Annotated in this window: 25 protein-coding genes; 14 read left to right on the top strand and 11 right to left on the bottom strand. The window is 66.4% G+C overall.

Features of this window, described 5'->3' with window-relative positions; translation table 11 throughout:
* Positions 1–98: 98 nt before the first annotated feature.
* From CLI93_RS10090 to CLI93_RS10075, 4 genes are all read right to left on the bottom strand, one after another.
* Positions 99–1979, bottom strand: coding sequence for a hypothetical protein (locus CLI93_RS10090; protein ID WP_095542373.1), 1881 nt, complete (start codon positions 1977–1979; stop codon positions 99–101).
* 219 nt (positions 1980–2198) lie between these two features.
* A complete protein-coding gene (locus tag CLI93_RS10085; RefSeq protein ID WP_095542372.1) occupies positions 2199–3491 on the bottom strand; it encodes a phospholipase A in 1293 nt (430 codons plus the stop codon).
* A gap of 76 nt (positions 3492–3567) precedes the next feature.
* Entirely contained in the window at positions 3568–5367 is a 1800-nt protein-coding gene (locus CLI93_RS10080) for a hypothetical protein (protein WP_095542371.1), read from the bottom strand.
* 71 nt (positions 5368–5438) lie between these two features.
* Positions 5439–7208 carry a hypothetical protein gene (locus tag CLI93_RS10075; protein ID WP_095542370.1) on the bottom strand — a complete coding sequence of 590 codons (1770 nt, stop codon included), beginning with the start codon at positions 7206–7208 and terminating at the stop codon, positions 5439–5441.
* A 481-nt stretch (positions 7209–7689) separates the two neighbouring features.
* Here CLI93_RS10075 and hisB point away from each other — a divergent pair, with 481 nt between their 5' ends.
* The 10 genes from hisB to CLI93_RS10025 all read left to right on the top strand — a co-directional run bounded on the left by hisB (position 7690) and on the right by CLI93_RS10025 (position 15743).
* On the top strand, positions 7690–8322 hold the full coding sequence (gene hisB / locus CLI93_RS10070; protein WP_095542369.1) for an imidazoleglycerol-phosphate dehydratase HisB: 633 nt from the start codon (positions 7690–7692) through the stop codon (positions 8320–8322).
* Between the two features lie 63 nt (positions 8323–8385).
* On the top strand, positions 8386–10002 hold the full coding sequence (locus CLI93_RS10065) for a hypothetical protein (protein WP_095542368.1): 1617 nt from the start codon (positions 8386–8388) through the stop codon (positions 10000–10002).
* Between the two features lie 75 nt (positions 10003–10077).
* The gene (hisH, locus tag CLI93_RS10060; protein WP_095542367.1) at positions 10078–10743 is read left to right on the top strand and encodes an imidazole glycerol phosphate synthase subunit HisH; all 666 of its coding nucleotides are present in this window, start codon (positions 10078–10080) and stop codon (positions 10741–10743) included.
* 78 nt (positions 10744–10821) lie between these two features.
* Positions 10822–11583 (top strand): 1-(5-phosphoribosyl)-5-[(5-phosphoribosylamino)methylideneamino]imidazole-4-carboxamide isomerase, encoded by a 762-nt coding sequence (gene hisA / locus CLI93_RS10055; RefSeq protein WP_095542366.1) that lies wholly within the window; start codon positions 10822–10824, stop codon positions 11581–11583.
* Positions 11584–11626: 43 nt separating this feature from the next.
* The gene (gene hisF, locus CLI93_RS10050) at positions 11627–12427 is read left to right on the top strand and encodes an imidazole glycerol phosphate synthase subunit HisF (protein WP_095538440.1); all 801 of its coding nucleotides are present in this window, start codon (positions 11627–11629) and stop codon (positions 12425–12427) included.
* A gap of 266 nt (positions 12428–12693) precedes the next feature.
* Positions 12694–13044 (top strand): avidin-fold protein, encoded by a 351-nt coding sequence (locus tag CLI93_RS10045; protein ID WP_095542365.1) that lies wholly within the window; start codon positions 12694–12696, stop codon positions 13042–13044.
* Positions 13041–13496: a phosphoribosyl-AMP cyclohydrolase gene (gene hisI, locus CLI93_RS10040; RefSeq protein ID WP_095542364.1), complete on the top strand. Its 456-nt coding sequence runs from the start codon at positions 13041–13043 to the stop codon at positions 13494–13496. Before CLI93_RS10045 ends, hisI begins: the two co-directional genes overlap by 4 nt.
* A gap of 6 nt (positions 13497–13502) precedes the next feature.
* Positions 13503–13871 (top strand): phosphoribosyl-ATP diphosphatase, encoded by a 369-nt coding sequence (locus tag CLI93_RS10035; RefSeq protein ID WP_095542363.1) that lies wholly within the window; start codon positions 13503–13505, stop codon positions 13869–13871.
* Between the two features lie 69 nt (positions 13872–13940).
* Positions 13941–14483, top strand: coding sequence for an NAD(P)H-dependent oxidoreductase (locus CLI93_RS10030; protein ID WP_095542362.1), 543 nt, complete (start codon positions 13941–13943; stop codon positions 14481–14483).
* A 162-nt stretch (positions 14484–14645) separates the two neighbouring features.
* A complete protein-coding gene (locus CLI93_RS10025; protein ID WP_095542361.1) occupies positions 14646–15743 on the top strand; it encodes an NAD(P)-dependent alcohol dehydrogenase in 1098 nt (365 codons plus the stop codon).
* Between the two features lie 280 nt (positions 15744–16023).
* Here CLI93_RS10025 and CLI93_RS10020 read toward each other — a convergent pair whose 3' ends face one another.
* A complete protein-coding gene (locus CLI93_RS10020) occupies positions 16024–16512 on the bottom strand; it encodes a CinA family protein (protein WP_095542360.1) in 489 nt (162 codons plus the stop codon).
* 27 nt (positions 16513–16539) lie between these two features.
* Positions 16540–17061 (bottom strand): phosphatidylglycerophosphatase A family protein, encoded by a 522-nt coding sequence (locus CLI93_RS10015; protein ID WP_172424266.1) that lies wholly within the window; start codon positions 17059–17061, stop codon positions 16540–16542.
* A gap of 174 nt (positions 17062–17235) precedes the next feature.
* Between CLI93_RS10015 and CLI93_RS10010 the strand changes: the two genes are divergently transcribed.
* Positions 17236–18912 (top strand): long-chain-fatty-acid--CoA ligase, encoded by a 1677-nt coding sequence (locus tag CLI93_RS10010; protein WP_095542358.1) that lies wholly within the window; start codon positions 17236–17238, stop codon positions 18910–18912.
* 160 nt (positions 18913–19072) lie between these two features.
* Positions 19073–19897, top strand: coding sequence for a posphoenolpyruvate synthetase regulatory kinase/phosphorylase PpsR (ppsR, locus tag CLI93_RS10005; RefSeq protein ID WP_095538448.1), 825 nt, complete (start codon positions 19073–19075; stop codon positions 19895–19897).
* Positions 19898–19927: 30 nt separating this feature from the next.
* Here ppsR and dnaQ read toward each other — a convergent pair whose 3' ends face one another.
* Positions 19928–20650 carry a DNA polymerase III subunit epsilon gene (dnaQ, locus tag CLI93_RS10000; RefSeq protein ID WP_095542425.1) on the bottom strand — a complete coding sequence of 241 codons (723 nt, stop codon included), beginning with the start codon at positions 20648–20650 and terminating at the stop codon, positions 19928–19930.
* Positions 20651–20747: 97 nt separating this feature from the next.
* On the opposite strand from dnaQ, the gene coaBC reads away from it, so the two are divergent.
* On the top strand, positions 20748–22022 hold the full coding sequence (gene coaBC / locus CLI93_RS09995) for a bifunctional phosphopantothenoylcysteine decarboxylase/phosphopantothenate--cysteine ligase CoaBC (RefSeq protein WP_095542357.1): 1275 nt from the start codon (positions 20748–20750) through the stop codon (positions 22020–22022).
* Between the two features lie 160 nt (positions 22023–22182).
* Entirely contained in the window at positions 22183–23694 is a 1512-nt protein-coding gene (locus CLI93_RS09990; RefSeq protein WP_172425545.1) for an MFS transporter, read from the top strand.
* On the opposite strand, the gene CLI93_RS09985 is transcribed toward CLI93_RS09990, so the two are convergent.
* The 4 genes from CLI93_RS09985 to CLI93_RS09970 form a co-directional block, all read right to left on the bottom strand.
* The gene (locus CLI93_RS09985) at positions 23684–24520 is read right to left on the bottom strand and encodes a DNA adenine methylase (protein ID WP_095995808.1); all 837 of its coding nucleotides are present in this window, start codon (positions 24518–24520) and stop codon (positions 23684–23686) included. The genes CLI93_RS09990 and CLI93_RS09985 overlap by 11 nt on opposite strands.
* Positions 24486–24701, bottom strand: coding sequence for a Com family DNA-binding transcriptional regulator (locus tag CLI93_RS09980; protein WP_095995818.1), 216 nt, complete (start codon positions 24699–24701; stop codon positions 24486–24488). The genes CLI93_RS09985 and CLI93_RS09980 overlap by 35 nt, the downstream gene beginning before the upstream one ends.
* 151 nt (positions 24702–24852) lie before the next feature.
* Positions 24853–25602, bottom strand: coding sequence for a hypothetical protein (locus CLI93_RS09975; protein WP_095995807.1), 750 nt, complete (start codon positions 25600–25602; stop codon positions 24853–24855).
* Positions 25599–26114 carry a hypothetical protein gene (locus tag CLI93_RS09970; RefSeq protein WP_124856783.1) on the bottom strand — a complete coding sequence of 172 codons (516 nt, stop codon included), beginning with the start codon at positions 26112–26114 and terminating at the stop codon, positions 25599–25601. The genes CLI93_RS09975 and CLI93_RS09970 overlap by 4 nt, the downstream gene beginning before the upstream one ends.
* Positions 26115–26125 lie beyond the last annotated feature (11 nt).

Raw genomic sequence — 26125 nt, 5'->3', positions numbered from 1 at the left:
CGCCAGCGCAAGGAACACAAGAGCCTGCAAAAACAAGGCGCTGCTGCCACCCTGGAGGATGGCAAGCAGCGCCTTGTGGCGTCTGGTTGGCTGGCGGTTTATCGCAGTTGCAGGCTGCTGTAGTGATCCAGGCCCAGCGGGCCGACGCCCAGGCGGCTTTCGATGGTGTGCAGGTTGCGCAAGAACTCGGCCATGCTGTTGAAGATGGGCGTGGCCCATTGCTGGCTTGCGTCGATGTCGATTGCGCGCTCGGGCAGTTGCTCCTGGGCTTTGTGCAGATATTCCTCGTATCCCTGCTGCGAGATGCGCAGCAGGCCATCGCCCAGCAGGCTGCCGTAGTAGCGCAGCTGGAGCAGCGTGCCCAGTGACTGGGCCGGTTGCTGCATCAGTTGCTTGAGCGCGGGCAGCGCGCTTGGGCCCACGGCCAGGCCAACGCCGCCCTGGCCCAGGCCCAGCCAGGCGGGCAGATGGGGCGCTGCGCTGAACGCGCCTGGCGGCAGTGGGCGCGGCTCGGCGCCCGCTTGCAGGGGCTGGCGGGCCAGCTCTTTGTCGATCAGGCTGGCGTAGGAGTGCAAGGCCTGCGGGTTGTCGCTGAGAAACAGCATGGCCACTTCGATCTCTGGCTGGGGTTGAGGCTGGGGCTGTGATGGGTCCTGGCGCAGCATGCTTTCAAAGTCCATGCCTGTGAGCATGGCGTAAAAGCCATGGATATTGGGGCCGATGGCGTACAGCGGGGCCAGGGCGCGGGGCAGATCGGGTTGGCGCGCCAGTTGTTGCAGCGGCTGCAGCGCCAGGCAGTCGCTGCGGTGGGCGGCCAGGGTGCTGGACTGTTGCTGCAGCCAGCTGGCGAGCTTGTCCAGCCGCAGGCTCAGGCCGATTTCGAGCAGCGGTTTGACGGCGCTCTGGCCAGTTTGGGGCTGGGGCAGTTGGCCGGGCAGGGCGGCCAGGCCCTGGCGCAGGGCCTGCTCCAGCACCACGGTGCTGCGCCGCTCCTTGCGTTTGGCGTCCCAGTGGGTGATGCCGCTGGCCAGCTCGGGCAGTTTGGCGGCCAGCGCGGCGGCGTCGGCGGCGCAGCTGGGCGGCAGCGTGGTGATGCGGCGCTGCTGCGCCAGCTGGGCATCGCTGCCCAGGCCGAACAGCGGCAGCAGCCGCTCGCTGGCCATCCAGGCGGTGATGCCGTAGGGCAAGAAGCCGTGGCGCTGGTTGACTTCGTGCAGGGTCTTGGCCTGGTAGAGGTTTTGCGCAGGCTTTTCCAGCCCGAGCAGCTGGGCCGCAGGCAGGGCTGGGCCGTTGCCGGGCTCGATGGCCAGTACCAGGTGCTGGCCGATCAGCCCCAGCAGCAGCTGGGGCTGCAGTTCTTGCAGGGCCTGCTGCACAGCCTGGGCTTGCTCCTGCCCGGCGGGCAACGGCAGGGGCGGCAGCGGCCGCTCGGACTGCAACTGGCCGGACAGCGGGATGGCCCAGTAGCTGGCGTGCTGACCGAGTTGATGTTCTTGCGGGGTGAGCTCCAGCGCGGCCAGTAGCTGTTCGATCTGCGCGCGGGCGCGCGGTACGTCATGCAAGCTGAGGCGCAGCACTGGGCGCAGCTGCACTTCGTACAGGGCGAACAAGGCATCGGGGGCCAGGCCAAAACCTTTGAGGCCTTGCTCCTTGGCGGTGCGGTCCACCTCGCGCAGCCATTGCAGCATGCGCTGTGCGCGGGGCGATTCGGTGGTTTCCGGGTCTTCGGTCAGCAGCTGCAGCAGGCTGTCCCACATGGGTTGCAGCGGGCGCAGCAGCTGCGCATCGAAGGCCTGCGCGGCCTCGGGCGGGGGCTCGAGGTTGGCCACGGCGTACAGGCTGTGCTGCGGCGCGTATTGCAGCGGGTGTTCGGTGCGCACGCTGCTGCAGGCGCTCAACAGCGCCAGGGCACTGGCGGCCAGGGCGCTGAAGAGCAGGCGCGGGCGGCGCAGGCTGGGGCGAAGGTGGCAAGCTGGCATGGGAAGTCCTCCGAGGGGTGGTGATGGAAAAGCTTTTCGGGCCTGTTCAAAATCCCCGCACAGCGGGCAATGAAGCCAATCTGGGCGGCCTGCGGCGTTGCAAAGCATCGCCCTAGAGAGCCGGGCTGTGGTGGCTATGCAATGCGTGCAAAGCGGCGCCTTGCAGCCATTTCAAATCGCTTCTGGCCCGCTTGCACCGACGAGACTTTCAGCAGGCGTTCAGAAATCCAACAGGCTCAGGCCGATCGAGAGCGTGGTGCGCTTGAGGTTGTAGTCGATCAGGCTGTCGCCATAGCCGTGAAACAGGCTGGTGCGCAGGCGCAGGTTGCTTTTGCCGCCCATGAAGCCTTCGCCCAGCGTGCGGTACCACTCCAGCCGCGCCGAGCCGCCGTTTTGTCCGCGCAGCGGGTGGCGCAGCGTCAGCGCCAGGGTGTTTCGCTGGCTGAGCTCCCAGGTCGAGAGCAGCTCGGCGCGGCCGATGCGGCGGCTGATGCCGGGGTTGTCATCCTGGCCAGGCTTTTCCTCCAGGCGCTGCCAGAGCCGGGCCTGCAGCGTCCAGTGGGGGTCCAGCTCCATGCCGAACATGGCGTAGTAGCGGTTCCAGCTGCGCGAGAGCGGGTCGCTCTGGCCGTTGGATTGGTGGTTCAGCCCCAGGCCGGCGTAGCTGAGCTGCGCGCCGCCGGGCAGTTGCCACAGCAGCGGGTAGATGTAAATCAACTCGGGCTCGTGGTCGGTGTTGCGAAACGGGCGCGAGATCTGGCCGTTGAAGGCCTGCCACTGGGCGTTGAGCGTGTAGCCGAACCACAGCGAATCGCGCTTGGTGGGATGGCCGCGCGTGAGCAGGTGGCTGGCGAGCTTGGTGCGCACCGACAGTTGCAGCTGCGCTTCGTGGTGTTGGTAGGGCTGGCGCGCTGGCGGCGTGTCGGCATGGGCGGGCGAATGCGGCTGGCGATTGACGGCGTCGCCGATGGCGATGCCAATGGTCAGCGGCCGATAGCCACGAAAGCGGAAGTTGCCGCAATCGGTGTCGGCGTCCAGCTCCCACATGCGCGCTGTGCGCCCAAAGGCGGGATTGCGGCAGCCATCGTTGGCGCTGACGACGACGGTGGCCGGCGGCTGCAGCGCCACCGCATCGGCGCTGGCTGGCGCGCGCAGGCCGATGCCGCTGGCCTGAGGCTGGGCGGTGGCATGGGTGCTGTCGCCGTGGGCCGTTGCCGCCGTTACTGCCGTGGCCGTTGCCGTGGCGGCGCTGGCGGCGGATTTTTCGGGCGCGGCAGGCGCTGTGGCCAGCCCGGGCTGGCGCTGCTGCGCAGCCCATTGGTCGTAGCAGGCCAGGCGCGCGGCATCGCTGTGGCGAAGCTGGTCGCACTGCTGCCAGTGGTGCACGGTGAGGGTGGCCGCGGGCGGCGCGGCCTGCGCCGGCTGTTGTGCCGTGGCCGGGGCGCTGAGCGACAGGCCCAGGCCGGCGGCCAAGGCCCAGGGCAGGGGGCGGGGTGGGCGATGCAGGAGCATGGGATTGGCAGATGAAAACGCACTTGCCCAGGCAGGGCCTGGGCAAGCGTGGGTCGGATGCAGGGCGGTGGGGAGCTTACCTTTTCACGTCCTGACCGCCGAGCAAATCGAGCTGGTAGGTGAACTCCATGCCGCGCTCGGTCATCAGCCATTGCGATTCGAGGTAGTCCACTTCCGCATAGATGCTGCGCAGCGCGCCCATCAGCGGCCAGGTGATGTGATAGTAGGCCGCCTCCCAGTCCCAGGCGGCCAAGTCCTGCAAGTCCTCCTCGGAGAAGGCTTGCAGCAGCTGGCTGTAGAACGTGCCCGATGCGCCGATGACCATGAAGGGCGGCACGGCGGGCGTGGGGGCCTGCATCAGGGTTTCGAGCGTGGCCTTGTTCTCATCGCCCAGGGCCAGGCCGATGGCGCGCTGGCCCACCATGGCCCACAGGGAGTTGCCCATGCCCAGGTCTTCGATGAGCTCGTCGGGCAACTGCTTGGCCGGGCCGCCGGGCTGCAGGCCGACCCGACCCAGCTCGGGCATGAAGCCTTGCAGCATGCCCAACATGGCGCTGGGGTTGGCGCTGGCCAGCAGCAAGGTGCCGCCCAGCTTGCCCATGTCCGTCGTCTCCTGCAGCATGTCGGCACTTTGCATCAGCAGGCTCAGGTCGCTGAAATCGACCCGGAAGCCATGGCCCCAGCTGGAGCCCGCGTGCAGCATGGCGATGATGGCGCTGGCGTCTGCCGCCAGCTCATTCAATGGCGCCAGGTATTGGCAGCGGTAGGGCGAGGCCTGGATGGACTGGGCCTGTTTTTGCAGCAGGTTGGCCACGGCGCTGGGGTTGGCGCTGACGCCGAACGTGTAATTGCCGCGCACCGTGCCCAGGCCGGGCACTGGGGCGGGCAGGGCGCTGAAGTCCTTGGCCAGCTCTGCGTCCATCTCCAGCAGCATGTGGTAGTGCGCCTGCTTGTCGCTGAGCACCTTGGCGCCGCCGACCAGACGCGGGGTCTTGCTGACGGCGGCCTGCAGCTCGCTCTGACAGCTGGCATCCAGGCGCACGCCAAAGTAGTTCAGCAGGCTGTCGCTCAGCCAGGTGGGCTGCGCTGCGGCGCTGGCCGTTCCGGCACCAGCAGCCTTGGCTCCGCTCAGCAACTCCACCAGGCGCTGCGCATCGACAAAGCCGGTGACGCCGCCGGGCAGGTATTCGTACTGCTTGTTGATGGCCTGCATGGTGCCCGCGCCGATGAGCGATTGCGCCGGCTTGTGCACGCCCAGCAGCTGCGCCAGCGGCGCCTCGGGGCGCTGCAGGTCGATGGTCAGCACCAAGTGCTTGCCTTGCACCGCAGCCACCAGGCGGGGCTTGAGGTAGGCGTCGGCCTCGGTCTCGGGCTGCAGATACCAGTAGGGCTGGCCGTCCACCTCGGCGCTGGAGAGCTTTTCGCCCGCGCGGGCCTCGGCCTCGGCGATGAAAGCCTTGAATTTGTCGGCATCGGCCAGCTCGATGCGCAGCACGGGCATGGCCTGCACTTCGTACAGCGCCAGCAGCGCATTGACGTCGATGCCCAGGCTTTCAAAGCCGCCGGGGGCGTTGAGTTTTTCCTGCATCAGGCCCAGCAGCGCCTTGGCGGTCTTCAGTTTGGCCGGGTCGGCGTCCGACTCGGCCAGCACCTGCAGGGCGCGTTCCAGGCTGGGGGCGATGTGCGCGCGCAGTACTTCGAACCAGCGGCGGTTGAGTTCCTCGTAGCCCTTGGGCGCGCGCTCGAGCGAGCCAAAGGCAAAGGCGGTGTCGGCTGGCGCGTAAGCCAGCGGGATGTTCTTGCTGCCGGGGCCGCCGATGCTGGCGCAACCGGCCAGCGCCAAAGCCAGGGCGGCGCTGAGGGCGAGTCGTTTCATGGGGGAAGTCTCCAAAAAAAGGGAAATGGGCCCTGCGGTCAGGGGGCAGCCGCAGGGCCGTGGCCGCGTGTTTATTTGAAGGTGATGATCTGGTCCAGCTCCAGGCCGCGCTCGGAGAAGTGGTAGCGCACTGAGGCGTAGTCGATGGACTGATAGATCTGCGCAACACTTTGCATCATCGGCGCCATGATGTCGTTGGCCTGCTGTGCCCCGCTGGAGTTGGCCTCCAGGCTGTTGAGCATTTGCTCATTGAACTTGCCCAGGCTCTTGGCATAGGTTTCGCCATCGACGCGGTAGTACAGCAGCGGCTCGGGCGAGAGCGCGCTGGCCTTGAGGGCGCCTTCCAGATCGCCCTTGACATCGGCGCCGATGCCCAGGCCCAGGGTCTTGTCGGTCATGGCCAGCCAGACCGGATCCTGGCCGCCATTGACCATGGCCGTCATTGGCGATTGCAGTTGCTTGGCTGCGCCGTTGGGCTCCAGGCCCAGCTGGGCCAGCTCAGGCATCATGCCCTGGGCCATGCCCAGCAGCGACATGGGGTTGGGCGAGGCCACGACCAGCATGCCGCGCACGAGCTGCTGTTCGATGTTGATGTCGTTGAGCACCAGGCGCGCGCCGGTCAGCCAGCCCGAGGCCGCATACAGCCCGGCCATGCTCTGGTTGAGGCTGGCCATGCCTTCGTTGAGCTGCTGCAGGTGCTCGCACTGGTAGGGGGCGGTCTGCACGGCATTGGCCTGGGCCTGCAGGAAGCCGGCCAGCTGATCGATCTTCACGCCAAAGCCGAATTCCACGCCCTTCTTGGCGCTGCCCAGGCCCGGCACGGGGGCGCTGATTTTTTGCAGCTCGCCAGCCAGGGGCTTGTCCAGCTCCAGCGTGCCGGCCACGCCCACTTTCTTGCCATCGACCTCGGTGGCGCCGACCACCAGGCGCGGCGCCTTGGCCGCCAGCGCGCCAAACTCGCTGCGGCAGGCCTCGCTCCAGTTCGCCGGCGGCGGGTAAATGGATTGGCCCTCGGTGAGCAGCGCCAGCACGCGGCGCGTGTCCACCAGCATGTTGCCGCCATAGGGCTTGTAGCCATAGGCTTTCTGCAGCTCGGTCAAGGTGCCGGCCTGCAGCACGGACTGGGCCGGGCGCTCCAGGCCCAGCAGCTGGGCCAGCGGCGCGGCGCTGTGCTGCGGATCGAGGGCCAGCACCAGGTGCTTGCCGACGATGGCTGCCACCAGGCGCGCGCGATCCAGCGGCTGGGCGCTGGCCGCCTGGGCGTCAGCGGCTTGGGCGGGCTGGGCTGCTTGCGCGCCCAGCGGCATGAACCAGTAGGCCTGGCCGTTGAGCTCGCCGGTCTCCATCTTCTGGCCGAGGCGGGTTTCCACATCGGCGATGAAGGCCCTGAACTTGTCCGCATCCTGCAGCTCCATGCGCAGCACCGGCGCGCCGCCGATTTCATAGATGGCCCCCAGGCTCTTCATGCTCATGCCCAGGCTGGCCAGGGTGTCGGGCTGCTGCAGGCGCTCCTTGAGCAAGCCCATCACGGCATTGACGCGCGCGGTCTGCTCGTTTTGCTCCTCCTGGGCCAGCGCCTGGCGGGCGCGCTCCAGGCTTTGCAGCACGCCGGCCTTGAATTGCGGCGCCATGGCGCCGATGGTGTCGAGGTAGGCCTGCGGCGCGGGCTCCATGGTGCCGGCCACAAAGGCGGTGGTGCTGGGGGCGAAGGCCAGCGGGATGTCGGCCTTGGCAGGGGCGGCGGGCTGGGCCTGCTGCTTGCCGACCTCTGGGCTGTCCTCATTCTTGGAGCAGGCGCCCAGGGCAACGGCCAAGGCGATGGCCAGGGTGGTTTTTTTCATGATTCCTCCAGTGGAAAGTGGCATGTATGTGTTATGTGTTGGCTGATGGGGCAGAGGCCGTGACCCAGGTGCGTGGCTACCGGGCAATGATTGACATGTGATGGCGGGCGCTGCTGCATAACACGCTCTAGGGGCATTGGAGATGGGGTGCGGCGCCCGGGGCATGGCTGGGCCAGGAACGCAAGTGGCGCGGCCCCAAAGCCTTTGGCAATGGTCTTTTGCTTGGCTTGGTGGTTGTTGCAGGTTGTTGTCGGGGCGCAATGATAGCGGAGCGCCATTGCGGCGCTGGGGCTGAGGTTGAGCGCATGGCGAAAAGGAATGCAAGCTGACGCAATCATGCGTAACAAGAGTTGTCAATGCTTGCACAAAGCTTGCATGACTGGGGTTTGCCCGCAGTGGGCCTGGACTCGCTGGCAGGCTGGCGCGATGCTCTTACAATGCCCCGGCCCCAACGCGATCTCCTTGTGAACAGGCCCTAGGCATGACTTCCTCCGCTCTCGTCCCCACGCAAACCAGCGATCCTGGCGATCGCATTGCCGAAGTCAATCGCAACACGGCGGAGACCCGCATCCACGTACGCATCAACCTCGATGGCCGGGGCGTGTCCAATTTGCGTACTGGCATTGGCTTTTTCGATCACATGCTCGATCAGGTGGCCCGCCACGGCATGATGGATCTGGACGTGCATTGCGAGGGCGATCTGCACATCGACGGCCACCACACGGTCGAGGACGTGGGCATTGCGCTGGGCCAGGCGCTGGCGCTGGCCGTGGGCGACAAAAAAGGCCTGCGCCGCTATGGCCACGCCTATGTGCCGCTGGACGAGGCGCTCAGCCGCGTGGTGATTGACCTCTCCGGCCGCCCGGGGCTGTTCTTCCATATCCCCTTCACCAGCGCGATGATCGGCCAGTTCGACACCCAGCTGGCCTGTGAATTCTTCCAGGGCTTTGCCAACCACGCGCAGGCCACGCTGCACGTGGACAACCTCAAGGGCATCAACGCCCACCACCAGGCCGAGACGGCCTTCAAAGCCTTCGGCCGGGCGCTGCGCCAGGCTGTCGAGCGCGATGCGCGCATGGCCGGCATCATGCCCTCGACCAAGGGGGTGCTGTGATGGCCGCCTGCGGCCTGGTCAAGCTGGCGTGAAGGCGCAGCCGCGCAGTCTGTGGCTCCAGCCATGAACAAACGCCTGCTTCTTCTTGCCTGGCTGGCCGGCTGCGCCTGCCCCGGCCTGGCGGCATGGGATTTGCCCGCGGGCTGGAGCCGCCAGGCTCAGCAGCCGGGCATCGTCAGCTACAGCCCGGCCGGGCTGGAGGGGCGCATTTTCATGGTCGTGGCGCTCGATCCGCTGCCCATGCAGGGGCAGACGCCCCAGCAGTGGACGCAGGCCATGGCCGAGCAGCTCTCGCAAGGCTACGGCAAGATCGCCGCGCGCGAGGCGCTGCAGCACAAGGCGCCGCTGTGGAGCACCACGCACCGCATCGACGCCCAGGGCCGGGCGCTGGTGGCCACGTACACGGCCCTGCCGCTGGACGATGGGCGGGCCAGGCTGGTCTTTCTGGTCAGCGAGCAGTCCGAGGCCTTGTTGGCCCAGCATGGCCAGCAAGGCGCGCAGGTGCTGGCCGCCGCATTGGCTGAGGGCCAGCCCAGCAGCCAGGGCGGGGCAGCCAGCCTGGCCGCGCCGCCTGCATCCCCTGCCGAACCTGTCAGCCCCACCAAGCCCGAGCACAAACCAGAGCACACACGGGAGCGCAGCTACGCCGGCCTGGCCGCCGACGGCGCCACCATCGGCGGCGCGTTCACCTTTGGCCAATACCTCTGCCAGGTGGAAAACGGCCGCCACCCCTACGAGGTAACGCTGGATCTGTACCCGAACAAAGAGCTGCGCAGCAGCATGAGCCGCCTGAAGACGGGCCGCTTCAGCTACCACCCGGACAAGGGCACGGTGAACATCGACGAGAAAATCCACCTGCTGAATTTCGAATACCGCGGCCAGGTGCAAATGGTGTCGGTGTACTTCAAGGACCGCCAGGGCCGGGCCTACATCCGGGGCGAGGATCTGGACGAGGGCGAGGGCACGACCTGCCGCCACGTCGGCCCCAGCGCCTCGCCCTCGCCCAGCGAGGAGGAGGCCGCTCAGGCCGAGGCGCGGCGCTTCAAATGGGTCACCCCGCCCGGGCAGGGCGTGCAGCCTGGCCAGATCGAGGCCATCCTGCACAGCGCCGAGTTCGTCAACGACAGCCTGGGCATGCGCCTGGAGGAGGAGCACCTGTTGCTGCTCAAGGACGGCTGGGCCTACGCCGGATTGCGCGTGCCCCCGGCCGATCTGGACGTGCGCGCCTCGCGCGCCAACGAGCCGGGGAAGTGGCGGCGCTGGCGCAAGCAGCGCGGGCAGTACCAGCTGGAGAAGGTCGATACTTGGGAGGATGCGCCGGGCACACCGGCGCGCCCGGCCCGCGCCGATCAGCGCCTGCACGGCGCCTACACCGCCTCCAGCTACCACGGCAACATCTACACCAGCGGCTACGCCTTCAAGGACACGCTGTACTTCAAGCGCGACGGCACGCTGGGCAGCAGCTCCAGCATGCGCGGCGGTACCACGGCGATGAACAGCGGCACCTTCAGCGCCAACGTCGCCGCCGACCGCAGCGACGAGCGCCCGGTGCAGTACCGCCTGGACGGCTACACCCTGGAGCGCCGCTACCCCGACGGCCAGAGCACGCGCAGCCTGTTCTTCTTCTGGGGCGAGGGCGAGCAGCACATCACCATCAATGGCACGACCTACAGTCAGTAATTTCTCTCAGCTTCTGCTTGCGTCGGCCATGGCCCGGCGCCTGCCAGGCGCGACAACACCCTTGTTTCGAGCACCATGAAACCCAGCCACACCTTGGCCGTCGTCGATTACGGCAGCGGCAACCTGCGCTCGGTCTGGCAGGCGGCCTGCCATGCCGCGGCCGACACCGATTGGCGCGTCGTGCTCACGCGCGATCCAGCCGTGGTCGCGCAGGCTGCGCGCATCGTCCTGCCAGGGCAGGGCGCCATGGCCGACTGCATGCGCCAGCTGCACGAGTCGGGCCTGTATGAAGCCGTGTTGCAGGCCGCGCGCAGCAAGCCGCTGTTTGGCGTCTGCGTGGGCATGCAAATGCTGCTGGAGCACAGCGATGAGGGTGGCGGCACGCCGGCGCTGGGCCTGCTGCCCGGGCGCGTGCGGCGCTTTGCCCTGGATGGGCAACGCCAGCCCGATGGCAGCCGCTTCAAGATCCCGCAAATGGGCTGGAATCGCGTGTACCGCCCACAAGACCACGCCGAGCACCCGATGTGGGCCGGCATTGCCGATGGCAGCTGGTACTACTTCGTGCACAGCTACCATGCCCAGCTGCAGCAGCCCGAGCACTGCGCTGGCCAGGCCGACTACGGCGGCTGGTTCACCGCGGCCATTGCACGCGAGAACCTGTTTGCCACCCAGTTCCACCCGGAGAAAAGCGCGGACCAAGGCATTGCCCTGTACCGCAACTTTCTGCACTGGCAGCCGTGAGCAGCCCTTTTCCCTTCCCTTTCCCTTCCTTCAACCCCGTGCGCCAGACGCACACATCGCTTTTTTTTCTGATCTGCCATGCTGTTGATTCCAGCCATTGACCTCAAAGACGGGCATTGCGTGCGCCTTGTGCAGGGCGACATGGACCAATCGACCACCTTTGGCGAGCAGCCGCAGCTCGTGGCCCAGCGCTGGCTGGACGCGGGTGCGCGCCGCCTGCACCTGGTGGACCTCAACGGCGCCTTTGCCGGCAAGCCCAAGAACCTGGCGGCCATCAAGGCCATCCTCAAGGAAGTGGACGGCCAGGTGCCGGTGCAGCTGGGCGGCGGCATCCGCGATCTGGACACCATCGAGCAGTACATCGACAGTGGCATCCAGTACGTCATCATCGGCACGGCGGCGGTGAAGAACCCCGGCTTCTTGCGCGATGCCTGCAGCGCCTTCGGCGGCCACATCATCGTCGGGCTGGACGCCAAGGATGGCAAAGTCGCCACCGATGGCTGGAGCAAGGTCACCGGCGTGGACGTGATCGAACTGGCGCGCAAGTTCGAGGACTACGGCGTGGAGTCCATCATCTACACCGACATTGGCCGCGACGGCATGCTCAGCGGCATCAACATCGACGCCACCGTGCGCCTGGCCCAGGCGGTGGACATCCCCATCATCGCCAGCGGCGGTCTCAAGGGCATGGACGACATCGAGCGGCTGTTGCAGGTGCAGGACGAAGGCATCGAAGGCGTGATCTGCGGCCGCGCCATCTACACCGGGGATCTGGACTTCGCCAGCGCCCAGGCGCGCGTGGACGAATTCGAAGACGGCGAGGGCGACTCGGCCGAGTAAGGTCGATTCAGGCCGAGCACATTGAACTGACAGGAGCCCAGCCATGCTGGCCAAACGCATCATCCCCTGCCTGGACGTGACCGGCGGGCGCGTCGTCAAGGGCGTGAACTTCGTCGAGTTGCGCGACGCGGGCGATCCCGTGGAGATCGCCGCGCGCTACAACGAGCAAGGCGCCGACGAACTGACCTTTCTCGACATCACCGCCACCAGCGATGGGCGCGACCTGATCCTGCCCATCATCGAGGCCGTGGCCTCGCAGGTCTTCATCCCGCTGACCGTGGGCGGCGGCGTGCGCAGCGTGGCCGACGTGCGCCGCCTGCTGGGCGCCGGGGCCGACAAGGTCAGCTTCAACTCCGCGGCCATCGCCACGCCCGAAGTCATCGACCAGGCCTCGGACAAATACGGCGCGCAATGCATCGTCGTGGCCATCGACGCCAAGCGCCGCAGCGCCGAGGCTGAGCAGGCCCTGGGCGCAGACGGCCAGCCGCTGGGGCCGGGCTGGAACGTCTACAGCCACGGCGGCCGCAAGGACACTGGCCTGGACGCACTGGCCTGGGCGCGTGAGATGGCCCGGCGCGGCGCGGGCGAAATCCTGCTCACCAGCATGGACCGCGACGGCACGCAAAGCGGCTTCGACCTCGAACTCACCCGCGCCGTGGCCGACGCCGTGCCCGTGCCCGTCATCGCCAGCGGCGGCGTGGGCACGCTCGAACATCTGGCCGAGGGCATCACCGCCGGCGGCGCCGACGCCGTGCTGGCCGCCAGCATCTTCCACTTCGGCACCTACACCATCGAGCAGGCCAAACGCCACATGGCCGCGCGCGGCATCCCCGTGCGGCTTTAGCAGGCTGCTGAAATAGTGCCGACGGTGGGCGAAAAACATCCAACATGATGCTCTCAACGCCCCTTCGTCAACCATAAATCAATGACTTACGATGGCTTGAGGCAGCAAGTCTGGAGTTTTTCAGCCTGCCAATTCAGTATTTCAGCAACCTGTTAGAGCGTGTGATGCACTTTTCGCCGCCCCCCCCCCCCCGCGCTGGCCCCAAGGGAGAGCAAAGTGCATCACAGGCTCTAAATCCCCAAAATCCAACATACCGCGAGATCCCCATGCCTCCCTACAGCCTTGATGGCAAAACCTTTCGCTCCGTCAGCAACACGCCCAATGGCGAAGTGGACGAGCAAACCCGCTTTCACTACCGCCAGCAGGGCGACATCGTCACCGCCCACTACGAGGGCGGGCAGGTGCGCTGCGGCCAGCTCATGGCGCGCATGCTGCCCGATGGCCGCCTGGACATGCGCTACCACCACCTCAACAGCGCAGGCCAGTTCATGCTCGGTCAATGCCTGTCCACCCCCGAGCGCCTGCCCGATGGCCGCTTGCGCTTTCACGAGCAATGGCAATGGCTCAGCGGCGACGGCAGCAGCGGCCAATCCATGATTGAAGAGGTCAGCCAATGAGCGAAGTCCCCCCTGCGGACGCCCCAGAAGCCCCCGCCAGCGACGACGCCTGGCTGGACGCCATCGCCTGGGACGCCAACGGCCTGATCCCCGCCATCGCCCAGGAAAAAGACACGGGCGACATCCTCATGGTCGCCTGGATGAACCGCGAGGCCCTGCGCCAGACGGCGCAAAAAGGCCAGGCTGTTTACTACAGCCGCTCGCGCGGCAAGCTCTGGCACAAGGGCGAGGAGTCGGGCCACTTTCAGACCGTGCACGCCATCCGCACCGACTGCGACAACGACGTCATCTTGCTGACCATCACCCAGCACGGCCACCAGCCCTCCATCGCCTGCCACACCGGGCGCCACAGCTGCTTTTACCAACGGCTGGAAAACCCCGCCTCGCCCAGCCCGCAATGGCAGGCTGCTGAGCCCGTGTTGAAAGACCCGCAGCGCATCTACAAGCCCTGAGCCGCCATGACCGACACCCCATCCGCAGACGCTTTGTTGGCCCATCTGGCCGAAGTTTTCCAATCGCGCAAACCCCAGCGCGGCGGCGACCCCGAGCGCAGCTACGTCGCGCGCCTGCTGGCCGAGGGCAAGGCGCCCGACGCCTTTTTGAAAAAAATCGGCGAGGAGGCCGCCGAGGTCGTCATGGCCGCCAAGGACGTGGCCAGCGGCGCCAAGCCGCAGCAGGCGCTGGTCTATGAAGTGGCCGACCTGTGGTTCCACACCCTGGTGGCGCTGGCGCACTTCGATCTGGACGCCAGCGACGTATTGCGCGAGCTGGCGCGGCGCGAAGGCCTCAGCGGCCTGGCCGAGAAGGCCGCCCGCGCGCAGGGCTGAAACAGCGTTGAAACAGGGCCGAAGCAGTGCGCCTGCGCCCCATTGACTTTTTCCAAGGAAGCAACTCACATGGCATCCATCCTGCTCTTCAACGCCAGCAACAGCTCCCAATCCATTCACGACAAGGTGCTCGATGCCGTGCAGCAATTGCTGCAGGCCCAGGGCCAGCAGCCCATCGAGCGCCAAAGCATGCGCGACTACGAGCTGCCCCTGCTGAGCCTGGACCGCGAGCGCGAACAAGGCTACCCCGAGCCGGCCCAGGCCTTCTATGCGCTGCTGGCCGCGCACGAGGCGCTGGCCATTGCCTGCCCAGAGCACAATGGCTCCGTGCCGGCGGCGTTCAAGAATCTGCTGGACTGGACTTCGCGCTACGCCCGCCATCAGCCCAACAAGATGTTCGAGGGCAGGCAGGTGCTGCTGCTGAGCACCTCGGGCGGCGCCAACGGCGGCGCCAGCAACCTGGCCCATCTGGCCAAGCTGCTGCCCTGGCAAGGCGCATCCCGGGTCGTCACCTGCAGTCTGGGCGGTTTCTACGAGCGCTTCCCCGAGGGCCAGCCCAATGAGGCCACGCGCGAGGAGCTGCAGCAGGCCGTGCAGCAATGGCTGGCATGAGCGCGCAGGTTTGCTGAGCGCCTGTCAAGAAGGGCCTGGCCTGGCACTCGGCATCTACCCTGGCGCAGCCTGCGGCTGCCCATAATGAACCTTTCCTCTGGCGGGCCGCGCTGCCGTGGCGCGGCCCGTGTTGCCTTGTTTTTTTGACAGAAAGGTCATGCCATGCCAGCCATGATGAAAGCCGCCGTGTTCGTCGAGCCCGGGCGCATCGAAGTGGTCGACAAACCCATCCCGGACGTGGGCCCCAACGATGCCCTGATCCGCATCACGACCACCACCATCTGCGGCACGGATGTGCACATCCTCAAGGGCGAATACCCGGTCGAGAAGGGCCTGACCGTTGGCCATGAGCCGGTGGGCGTGATCGAAAAGCTCGGCAGCGCCGTCAAGGGCTACCGCGAAGGCCAGCGCGTCATTGCCGGCGCCATCTGCCCGAACTTCAACTCCTACGCCGCGCAGGATGGCGTGCCCTCGCAGGATGGCAGCTATCTTGCAGCCAGCGGCCGCTGCGGCTGCCACGGCTACAAGCTCACCGCCGGCTGGCGCTTTGGCAATTTGATCGACGGCACCCAAGCCGAATACGTGCTGGTGCCCGATGCCGAGGGCAACCTCGCGCCCGTGCCCGACGGCCTGAGCGACGAGCAGGTGCTGATGTGCCCGGACATCATGTCCACCGGCTTCGTTGGCGCCGAAAACGCCAACATCCGCATTGGCGATACCGTGGCCGTGATCGCCCAGGGCCCCATTGGCCTGTGCGCCACCGCTGGCGCGCGCCTGAAGGGCGCCACGACCATCATCGCCATCGACGGCAACGACGAGCGCCTGGCCGTGGCCAAGCGCATGGGCGCGGACGTGACGCTGAACTTCCGCAAGCTCGACGTGGTGGACGAGGTGCTCAAGCTCACCGGCGGGCGCGGCGTGGATTCGGCCATCGAGGCGCTGGGCCTGCAAACCACCTTCGAGCAGGCGCTGCGCATGCTCAAGCCCGGCGGCACGCTCTCCAGCCTGGGCGTGTACTCCGAAGACCTGCGCATTCCGCTGGGGCCATTCGGCGCCGGTCTGGGCGACCACAAGATCAACACCGCACTGTGCCCTGGCGGCAAGGAACGCATGCGCCGCCTGATGGCGGTGATCGAATCGGGCCGCGTGGATCTCAGCCCGCTGGTGACGCACACGCGCAAGCTCGAAGACATCGCCGAGGCTTACGATCTGTTCATGCACCAGCGCGACGGCGTGCTGAAGATCGCCATCAAACCCTGACGTCAGCAAGTTTGGACGCGCGCTTTGCGGCGCGCGGCGCACAACCAGCAAAGGGCCCGATGCGGGCCCTTTTTGCATGGCAGGCGTGGCGTGAACCTGTGCTTTTGCGCGGGCTTTCAGAGCCTGTTCAAAATCTCGGCGCGAGTGGGCAAGAAGCGGTTTGGGGTGGGCTGCAAGGCGCAAAACGCAGCCATAGCTGGGGCTATGGCGAGGCTTTGCAACGAAGCAGAGCGCCCAAATCCGCTCTCTTGACCGCCGTGCAAAGATTTTGAACAGGCTCTCAGAACTCCAGCAGCCGCGCCAGGGCGTGGCGCATGGCGGCCTGGCGGATGGCGGTGCGGTCGCCTTCGAACTGGCAGCGCTGGGCCTGCAAGGTCTGGCCGTTGCCCCAGGCGAACCAGACTGTGCCCACGGGCTTGGCGGGGCTGCCGCCATCGGGGCCGGCAATGCCGGTGATGGCCACGCTCAGCTGCGCCGGGGTATGGGCCAGCGCGCCGTGCGCCATGGCCAGGGCGACGGCCTGGCTGACTGCGCCTTCGCGCTCGATCAAGGCTGCGGGCACGCCCAACAGTTGCTGCTTGGCGACGTTGGAGTAGGTCACCAGGCCGCGCTCGAACCAGCGGCTGGAGCCTGGCAGCTCGGTACAGGCCGCGGCCAGCAGGCCACCGGTGCAGCTCTCGGCTGTGACCAGCATGCGGCCGCTGCGCAGCAGGTGCTCGGCCAGGGCCTGCAGTTGTGCGTGCCAGATGGGGTCGTCGGTGGCGCTCATGGTGGTGTATCGGGCTTGGGTCAGGGGTCAAAACCAGTGCACGCCCAGCGCCAGCAACAGCAGGGTGCAGAAGGCGGCGACCAGGTCGTCCCACAGAATGCCCCAGGCGCCGCGCCAGCCGTGGCCCTTGAATGCGCGATCGGCCCAGCGCACGGGCTGGGGCTTGACGATGTCGAAGAAGCGAAACAGCCCGAAGGCCAGCAGTTGCAGCCAGAAGCTGCTGGGGCCCAGCACCCAGAGCACCAGCCAGAAGGCCAGGATTTCGTCCCAGACGATGCAGCCTGGGTCCTCGCTGCCGAGCATGCGGGCGGTGCGCTCGCAGGCCCACCAGCCGATCAGCAGGGCCGCCACGAAGAACCAGGCCAGCAGGGCATCGGGCGCGCGCGCGAGCAGCAGCGCATAACTCAACCAGGCTGCCAGCGTGCCCATGGTGCCCGGCGAGACGGGGATGCGCCCGCAGCCCAGGCCCAGCGCAATGGCGCGCGCCAGGCGTGCGCTCAGCTTGTCGCCAAGGGGAAACACGGAGGTGGTGCGGGACGTGGAAGACATGACAATACTTTGGATCGCAAACGCATGGGCCACCGATGGTAGCGGCAAATGCTGCCCGGACTGTTGGTGCTCCATGCAGGCATGGCCCTCTGGCTATGATTTGCCGTGTTTCCCCGCCTTGCGGCGCAGGGCGCAGGGAGCGCAGCCACAACAATGATGAAAGGAGTCACAGCAATGAACCAGCAGCAGCGCCCTTGGTTGGATGCCTACCCCCCTGGCGTACCCGCCGAAATCGACCCGGATCAGTATCAGTCGCTCAACCAACTCATCGACGAGAGCATGCAGGCCTTTCGCGACAAGGCCTGCTACAGCTACATGGGCAAGGAGTTCAGCTTTGGCGAGATCGACGCCCAGAGCGCGGCCTTTGCCGCCTACTTGCAGGGACTGGGGCTGAAAAAGGGCGACCGCGTGGCGGTGATGATGCCCAACGTGGTGCAGTACCCGGTGGCAGTGATCGGCGTGCTGCGCGCCGGGCTGGTGCTGGTCAACGTCAACCCGCTGTACACGGCGCGCGAGCTGGAGCATCAGCTCAATGACTCGGGCGCGACGGCCATTGTCATCATCGAAAACTTCGCGCAGACCCTGCAGCAGTGTCTGGCCAAGACGCCCGTCAAGCACATCGTGCTCACCAGCATGGGCGACAACCTGGGCCTGCTCAAGGGTGCGCTGGTCAATTACGTGGTGCGCAACGTCAAAAAGCTGGTGCCGGCTTTCGATTTGCCCGGTGCGGTGCGCTTCAACGAGGCGTTGAGAATTGGTCAGGGCCGCACGCTGGCGCCGGTGGCCGTGCAGTCCAGCGACATCGCCGTGCTGCAGTACACCGGCGGCACCACTGGTGTGAGCAAGGGCGCCGTGCTCACGCACCGCAACATCATCGCCAACATTCTGCAATCGGCCGTCTGGAACGAGCCGGTCATGGGGCTGATCCCCAAGGAGCAGCAACCCACCTTGGTGTGCGCGCTGCCGCTCTACCACATCTTCGCCTTCACGGTGAACATGATGCTGGGCCTGCGCAACGGCTCGAAGAACATCCTGCTGCCCAACCCGCGCGATCTGGACAGCGTGCTCAAGGAGCTGGCCAAGCACACTTTCCATTCCTTCCCGGCCGTCAACACCTTGTTCAATGGCCTGTTGCACCACCCGAACTTCAACACCGTGGACTGGAGCAATCTGAAGATGTCCCTGGGCGGCGGCATGGCTGTGCAGGGCGCGGTGGCCAAGCTCTGGCTGGAGAAGACCGGCAGCCCGATCTGCGAGGGCTATGGCCTGTCGGAGACCAGCCCCTGCGCCACCTGCAACCCGGTGACGAACCGCGAGTTCAACGGCACCATCGGCCTGCCGCTGCCCAGCACCGAGATCAAGTGCCTGGACGACGAGGGCAACGAAGTGCCGCTGGGCACGCCCGGCGAGATCGCCATCAAGGGCCCGCAGGTCATGCAGGGCTATTGGCAGCGCCCGGATGAAACCGCCAAGGTCATGACTGCCGATGGGTTCTTTCGCTCTGGCGACATCGGCGTCATGAACGAGCAGGGCTATGTGCGCATCGTCGATCGCAAGAAGGACATGGTGCTGGTCAGCGGCTTCAACGTCTTCCCCAACGAGGTCGAGGACGTGATCGCCATGATGCCCGGCGTGCTCGAGTGCGCCGTGGTTGGCGTGCCGGACGAGAAGACCGGCGAGGCCATCAAGCTGGTCATCGTCAAGCGCGAGCCGGGCCTGAGCGAGGAGGCTGTGCGCGACTACGCCAAGCACAACCTCACCAACTACAAGCGCCCCAAGCACGTGGAGTTCCGCGATTCTTTGCCCAAGACCCCGGTGGGCAAGATCCTGCGCCGCGAGCTGCGTGATTGACAGTCGCCGCCAGCGCTGCCCGGAGCGGCGATGGCTCAGTCGCCGGGCGTGGTGTGCGGCGCAACTAGAGCGTGTTATGCACTTTGCGCGGGGGCGCAAAGTGCATAACACGCTCTATGATCGCGCTTTCTTTGTGTCTTTGTGACTTGCACGCGTGACCATGCCCAACCGCACTGCTTATTTCGTCTCCGATGGCACAGGCATTACTGCCGAGGCCTTTGGCAATGCCATCCTGGCGCAGTTCGACCTGAATGTGCGCAAGCAGCGCCTGCCGTTCGTCGATACGGTGGACAAGGCCCACCAGGCCATCCGGCAGATCAACCACAGCCTGGAGTTGGAGAACAAAAAGCCCATCGTCTTCACGACGCTGGTCAACCCCGACGTGCAGGCGGTGTTCGCGCAGCACTGCAAGGGCATGGTGATGGACATGTTCGGCAGCTTCGTGCAGCCGCTCGAAGATGAGCTGGGCGCCAAGTCGCACCACCGCGTAGGGCGCTTTACCGACATCAGCAAGAGCAAGGAATACTCCGACCGCATGGAGGCCATCAACTACACGCTGGCGCACGACGATGGCCAGTCCAACATGGACTTGCAAAGCGCTGACGTGATCCTGGTGGGCGTCAGCCGCAGCGGCAAAACGCCCACCAGCCTGTACCTGGCCATGCAGTACGGGCTGAAGGTGGCCAACTACCCGCTGATCCCGGAGGATTTCGAGCGCCAGCAACTGCCGCCGGCGCTGGTGCCGCTGAAGAAGAAGCTCTTTGGCCTGACCATCCAGCCCGAGCGCCTGAGCGAGATCCGCAACGAGCGCCGCCCAGGCTCGCGCTATGCCAGCCTGGCCAATTGCCGCATGGAAGTCAGCGAGGCCGAGAGCATGATGCGCCGCGCCGGCGTGGCCTGGCTTTCGACCACGACCAAATCCATCGAGGAAATCTCCACGACCATCCTGCAGGAGCTGATGCCCGAGCGCCTGGCCGGGCGCTGATGCCCGCGGCGCTGCGCTGGCAAGAAAGCCTCAAGGCGCGGGCGCTTGGGCTTGGCGCCACACAGTCTTGCCGTCGCTGTCCTTGTCGATGCCTTGCAGCACGGCCTCGTGCTCGGCCAGCTCGCGCTCGCTGGCGTTGAGCACCAACAGCTGCAACTGGCTGAAATCCACGCGCACCTGGTTGTCTTGCTCCGGGCTGTCCTGCTCTTGCACGGCGTCCTCGGTCAGCAGCGCGTTCTGCCCGCGCGTGAGGTGCAGGTAAACCTGGGCCAGCAGCTCCGAATCGAGCAGCGCGCCGTGCAGCGTGCGGTTGGATTTGTCGATCTCGAAGCGGTCGCACAGCGCATCGAGCGAATTGCGCTTGCCGGGGAAGGCTTCGCGCGCCAGCAGCAGGCTGTCGGTGATGGCGCTGACGTAAGTGCTCAGCGCAGGCCTGCCCAGCAGTTTGAGCTCGTTGTCCAGAAAGCCCACGTCAAACGCAGCGTTGTGGATGATGATTTCCGCATCTCGCACGAAGTCCAGGAACTGCTCGACGCATTCGTCAAAGCGCGGCTTGTCGCTGAGGAATTCGCGCGTGATGCCGTGCACGCGCAGCGCATCGGGGTGGCTGTCGCGATCGACCTTGAAGTAATAGTGCAGATGCCGCCCGGTGAGCTGGCGGTTTTGCAGTTCCACGCAGGCCAGTTCGATGACCCGGTCGCCCTCGGCCACCGACAGGCCGGTGGTTTCGGTGTCCATGATGATTTGACGCATAGGCACAATCGCGGCAAAAACCGCCAGCGTAGCACCATCTGCCGTCCCATCGGCGGCAAAATGCGGCGCTTGTGCCATTTCTCTCATCTGCCTTGCCATGACCACAGCTGCTCCAGCCTTGCCCGACCCTGCCGCGCCGACGCACGAATTGCCGCTGCACGGCAAACACCTGCTCCTGGGCCTGACGGGCGGGGTGGCTTGCTACAAGGCCGCCGAGTTGTGCCGCTTGCTCATCAAAGCCGGGGCCAGCGTGCAGGTGGTCATGACCGAGGCCGCCTGTGAGTTCATCACCCCCGTGACCATGCAGGCACTCTCGGGCCGGGCGGTGTATTGCTCGCAGTGGGATGCGCGCCAGCCCAACAACATGGCGCACATCAACCTCAGCCGCGAAGCCGATGCCATGCTGCTGGCGCCGTGCAGCGCCGATTTCATCGCCCGCCTGGCGCAGGGCCGCGCCGATGAATTGCTCAGCCTGATGTGCCTGGCGCGCCCGATCGAGCGGGTGCCGCTGCTGGTGGCCCCGGCGATGAACCGAGAGATGTGGCTGCACCCCAGCACCCAGCGCAACTTGGCGCAGATCGCCCAGGATGGCGCACTGCTGCTGGGCGTGGGCCATGGCGAGCAGGCCTGCGGTGAGTACGGCGACGGCCGGATGCTGGAGCCTTGGCAGCTGCTGCAGGAGCTTGCGGCCCATTTCACCCCCAAGGCGCTGGCAGGCCGGCGCGTGCTGGTTACGGCTGGGCCAACTTTTGAGGCCATTGATCCGGTGCGCGGCCTGACCAACCGCTCCAGCGGCAAGATGGGCTACGCCATCGCCCAGGCCGCTTGGGAGGCCGGCGCGCAGGTGACGCTGGTCAGCGGCCCGGTGGCGCTTCAGACGCCCCATGGCGTCTCGCGCATCGACGTGCAATCGGCGCGGCAAATGCTCGATGCCGCCACTGCCCAGGCGCAAACGGCCGATGTGTTCATCGCCACGGCGGCTGTGGCCGATTGGCGGCCTGCCGAGGTGGCCGAGCAGAAGATCAAGAAGCGCGCCGATGGCGCCATGCCGGCGCTGCAGTTCACCGAGAACCCGGACATCCTCGCCAGCATCGCGCGCAGCGACCGCGCGCGCCAGGGCCTGTTGTACTGCGTGGGCTTTGCCGCCGAGAGCGAAGACCTGCTGGCCCACGCCAGCGCCAAGCGCCAGCGCAAGGGCGTGCCCCTGCTGGTGGGCAACATTGGCCCCAATACTTTTGGTCAGGACGACAACACTATCACCCTGTTCGACGAACACGGCCACCAGCGCCTGCCGACAGCCAGCAAGCGCGTGCTGGCGCGGCAGTTGGTGCAGGAAATTGCTCGCCGCCTGCCGGGCCATCCAGTGAATTGAATGGCATGGGCAGGCGCTCGGCCACGGCCAGCACACCACGATGAATGCAACGTCCCGGCTTGCAAAGACAGCTGTTTTTTGAAGCACGCGGACTTTCCCGGACGCACAGGCTTTTCGCTGGCAAAGCCTTGCGCCTTTTTTGTGATGAATGGTTTTTGACATGGAGATTTTGACGACGCGGGCGCAAGTTGTGCCAGGCCTGGAGCCCGGTAGCCCGGCGACCCGCTGGTGGATCGTGGCGCTGTGCTGCGCCATCATGATGGTGGAGGGCTTTGATCTGCTGATTTACAGCAATGCCATCCCCGCGCTGCTGGCCGATGCGTCCATGGGCATGGACAAGGCCCTGGCCGGGCAAGTTGGCAGCATGGTGTTCGTGGGTATGCTGCTGGGCGGCGTGTGCGCCGGCCGCCTGAACCAGGCGCTGGGCCAGAGGCGCATCATCACACTGGGCTTCATCGGCTTTACGCTGACCACGGCCCTGGCGGCCTGGGCCGGCAATGCTTGGCAACTGGGGGCGCTGCGCTTGCTGGCCGGCCTGGGCCTGGGCGTGGTGCTGCCTGCCGGTCTGGCGCTGGCGCGCGCGCACAGTTTGCCGAAGCACAGCGCCTTGACGATCAGCATCGTCATGTCGGGCATTGCGTTGGGCGGCATGGCCGCCTCGCTGGCGGCCATGCCCATCGTCGCCCACTGGGGTTGGCGTCCGCTGTTCCTGGCCGGCGGCGCACTGGGCTTGCTGGTGCTGTTGGCGCTCGTGCCTTTGCTGGCGCGGGCCGAGCGCCTGCAGCCCACGCCGCAGGCCGGGGGCGCGCAGCAGCCGACACAGCAGCCAGCCCAAGCCCAACCCTGGCGCCGCATTCTGGGCGGGGCCAGCTTGGCAGTGCTGGCGCTGGGAACTTTGGCCACGTTGGCCGATTTGCTCACCTGGTACGGCATCACCGTCTGGCTGACGCAGCTGATGCGCGAGTTCGACATGCCATTCAATGGCGCGCTGCAGATGATGTTCACGCTCAACATCGGCGCCATCCTGGGCTCGCTGGGCACAGCCAGCCTGGCCATGCGCCTGGGCACGCGCCCAGTGGCCATGGCGGCAGGCGCGCTGGCGGCGCTGTGCTTGCTGGCCATTGCCTCGCGGCAGTTCTCCGGCACGGCGCTGTTGGTCATCGTTGCGCTGCTGGGCATGAGTGCCATCAGCGCCCAGAATCTGGTCAATGCTGAAGCGGCGCGCGATAAATGCGCGGGGATGTGCGCGATAAATGGCGCTGCGTCGAGTTGCAGTAGGTGCAACAAAATTACATTGTGCGCAACTGCCACAGTCACGACGAACGAAACCGGCCGCTTGGGCCGGTTTGTTTTTGGCGGCGAATACGCCTCAGGCGGCAGCTTGCTGCCTGGCCAGTTGCTGCAGATCCACCTCCGCGATCGCGTTGGCAATGGCCCAGTCCCGCATCTGCCGCATCGTCATGTTGCGACCAGGGCGCTTAAGCACAGGCCCATTGGTTGTGAGCACGTATCTGGGCTTTGTCAAATTTGCCTGCGCTGGTTTGGGCTTGCGGGGCATCACACATCTCCATGGTTTATTGCGATGGACGCATTGACGCTCTGTTTGCGCCCGAATCCAAGCGCTTTTGGAGGTGTCCGACAGGTGTGTCGGACACTGACCATTACCGCTTGACTGGGCTGATCCACAGCACCTCGGTGCGTGCCCTGGCACTGCCGGCGGCGCGGTGCGGGCGCTGCACGCGCTGCCAGCTGCTGAGCAGGTCGTCATAGAGCTCGCTGGGGTAGCCCGCCACGACAGCTCGGCCCTGGATGGTGCGCAGGCGCTCGAGCAGCTGCACGTGCTGCGCCTCGTCCATCTCGTGCCGATAGCCGGCCTTGCTGCGCGTGCTGGGCAGGTAGGGCGGGTCCACAAAAAACAGCGTCTCCGCCGTGTCTTGCGCCCGGATCACCTCCAGCGCATCACGCCGCTCGATGACCACGCCCTGCAGCCTGCGGCAGACCTGCACCAGGTGGCGCGGGTAGCTGGCCCACTCGTGCGCCTTGCAGTGATTGCCACTGCGGTGGCGCGCGTCAGCAAACGTGGTCTTGCGCGGGTTGAACAGGGCCTCGTGGTGGAACGACTGGTAGGCCCGCACGATGGCGCGCTGCGCCCGAATCAGCGGGTCGCTGCTGGACACAAACGCGCGCTCGAACTCGCAGCGTGCATAGGGCGTGCGCCGCAGCAGGCGGATCAGGCGCTGGCATTGCCGAGGGTCTTGCAGCACCCTGAACAGCCCAACGATCTCCTCATCGAGGTCGTTGTAGACCTCAATGCGCGAGCGCGGCTTGCGCAGCAGCACGCCGGCAGCGCCCCCGAATGGCTCCACGTAAATGCGATGCGCGGGCAGGTGGGCGATCACCCAGGGGGCAATCGCCCACTTACCCCCGAAATACCGCAACACAGAGCGCGCAACGCGCTCGGCATCAGGAGTTGTGGATGGATTTTTTAACGTCGCCATATGCGTCCTTTCTTGGGATGGTTGGACGCTCGCAGGCGTGCGGTACTGGGGTCGATGCCCTCAAATGGTTGAGTGTCTTGCATCGCTGGCATTTGATGGCCAGGCAGACGTAGTAGCCCTCACCGAGCTTTTTGCGGCATTGGCCGCAGCGAATCTCCTGCGTACTCTGATCTTGTTGCATGGTGTGCAAATCCTTTTCGCGGGCTGTAAAACCCGTGATAGGCTCGCCCCGCACTCGCGAGTGTGGCGGGCCTTGCCTGATTTGCTGCCTTGGTCAGCGGATCGGGGGCTGCGCTGGTGTTGCGAGCACCAGTTCAGTCGCCCGTCTTTTTTTATGCCCTCCCCATCTGGCAGCTTGGGCAGTCGCTGCCCTGGCGGCCTTGCGATGCACGGCGGCTGCCGCCGCGCGTCGGGTTGAGCGGTAACCAAAAATCTCTGCGGATGGCCTGCAGCTGCGCCTGGTCGGCCTGGCTGGGCGGCAGGCGGTGGCTGTTGGCCCCATGCTGGCGCCACAGGCGGCCCAGCATGGGCAGGTACTGCGGCGCGCGCATTCCCTGCTCGCGCGCCATGCGCGCCAGCAGCAGGCTGACGTGCCAGTTGACGTAGCGCCCTTGGGGCGGGATGTGCGGCAGCACGGCCTGCAGCATGGCGCGGCGGTAGAGCACGACGCCATGCACATGCAGCGCGCCGCTGGCGTGGCGGCGCGGGCAGTAGTCCTGCGGCTGCTCGGCCGGGTGCAGCGCATAGGGCGGCGGCGACATGGGCTGCAATTGCGCGTCCACGCATCGCTCGCCGGCCCAAACAAACGGCACGGCCGGGTCCTCATCAAGCAGCTGGGCCAGGCGCTGATAGACGCCGGGCAGGATACGGTCGTCGGGGTCAGCGTTGCCCACGTAACGTGCGCTGCCGCGCGCAAACCCCTCGCAGGCGGCTGCGCCCTGGGCGCCAATGCGGCCGGGCAGCCAGTGCTGCACCAGGCCGTCCTGGGCATCCAGATCGGCGCGCAGCTCGGCGGCCCAGTCGGCGCGCTCGCCTGGCAGGTGCAGCACGTGGACGTCGATGCTGGCCAGGCCCACTGTCATACCCCCTCGCCCAGCACCGCCGTCATGTGCAGCTCGCCCACCTGCTCGCCGCCGCAATAGGCGCGGGCGATCAACCGCGCGCGCCATGCATCGAGCACCTCTCGGTCGGCATTGGGCGATGCCAGCCCATGCAGCTGCACATCGATGATGTTGCCGCGCACAGTGGTCTCGTGGCCCAGCCACGCGTCGTCATAGGGGCCCCAGGCCGGCAGCGGCGGCGGCAGCTCCCACTCGAACTCCCAGCTGGCATCGCACAGCGTCACGCCCTCAATCACGCCCACCAGGTGTCGGGTCATGCCATAGGGCGAGACCTGGGCCGTCAAATGGGTCACACGCCCGATCGAATCGAATGTGTCCATGACGGCCCACCAGTCCCCAATCGACTCGGGATGCACCAGCCAGGCCACGCCTTGCACGTCACAGACGCAGCCGCCTGCCGGCGGCGGTGGCTCTGGCGGCGCCGGTGGCAGGGTCACAGGCTCGGGCGCGGCGGCGCCGGGGCGCAGCTGCATCTCTATCTCCA

It is taken from the genome of Vandammella animalimorsus (assembly GCF_002288875.1).
GTDB lineage: Bacteria > Pseudomonadota > Gammaproteobacteria > Burkholderiales > Burkholderiaceae_C > Lampropedia > Lampropedia animalimorsus.
This window is presented reverse-complemented; position numbering and strand designations above follow the sequence as displayed.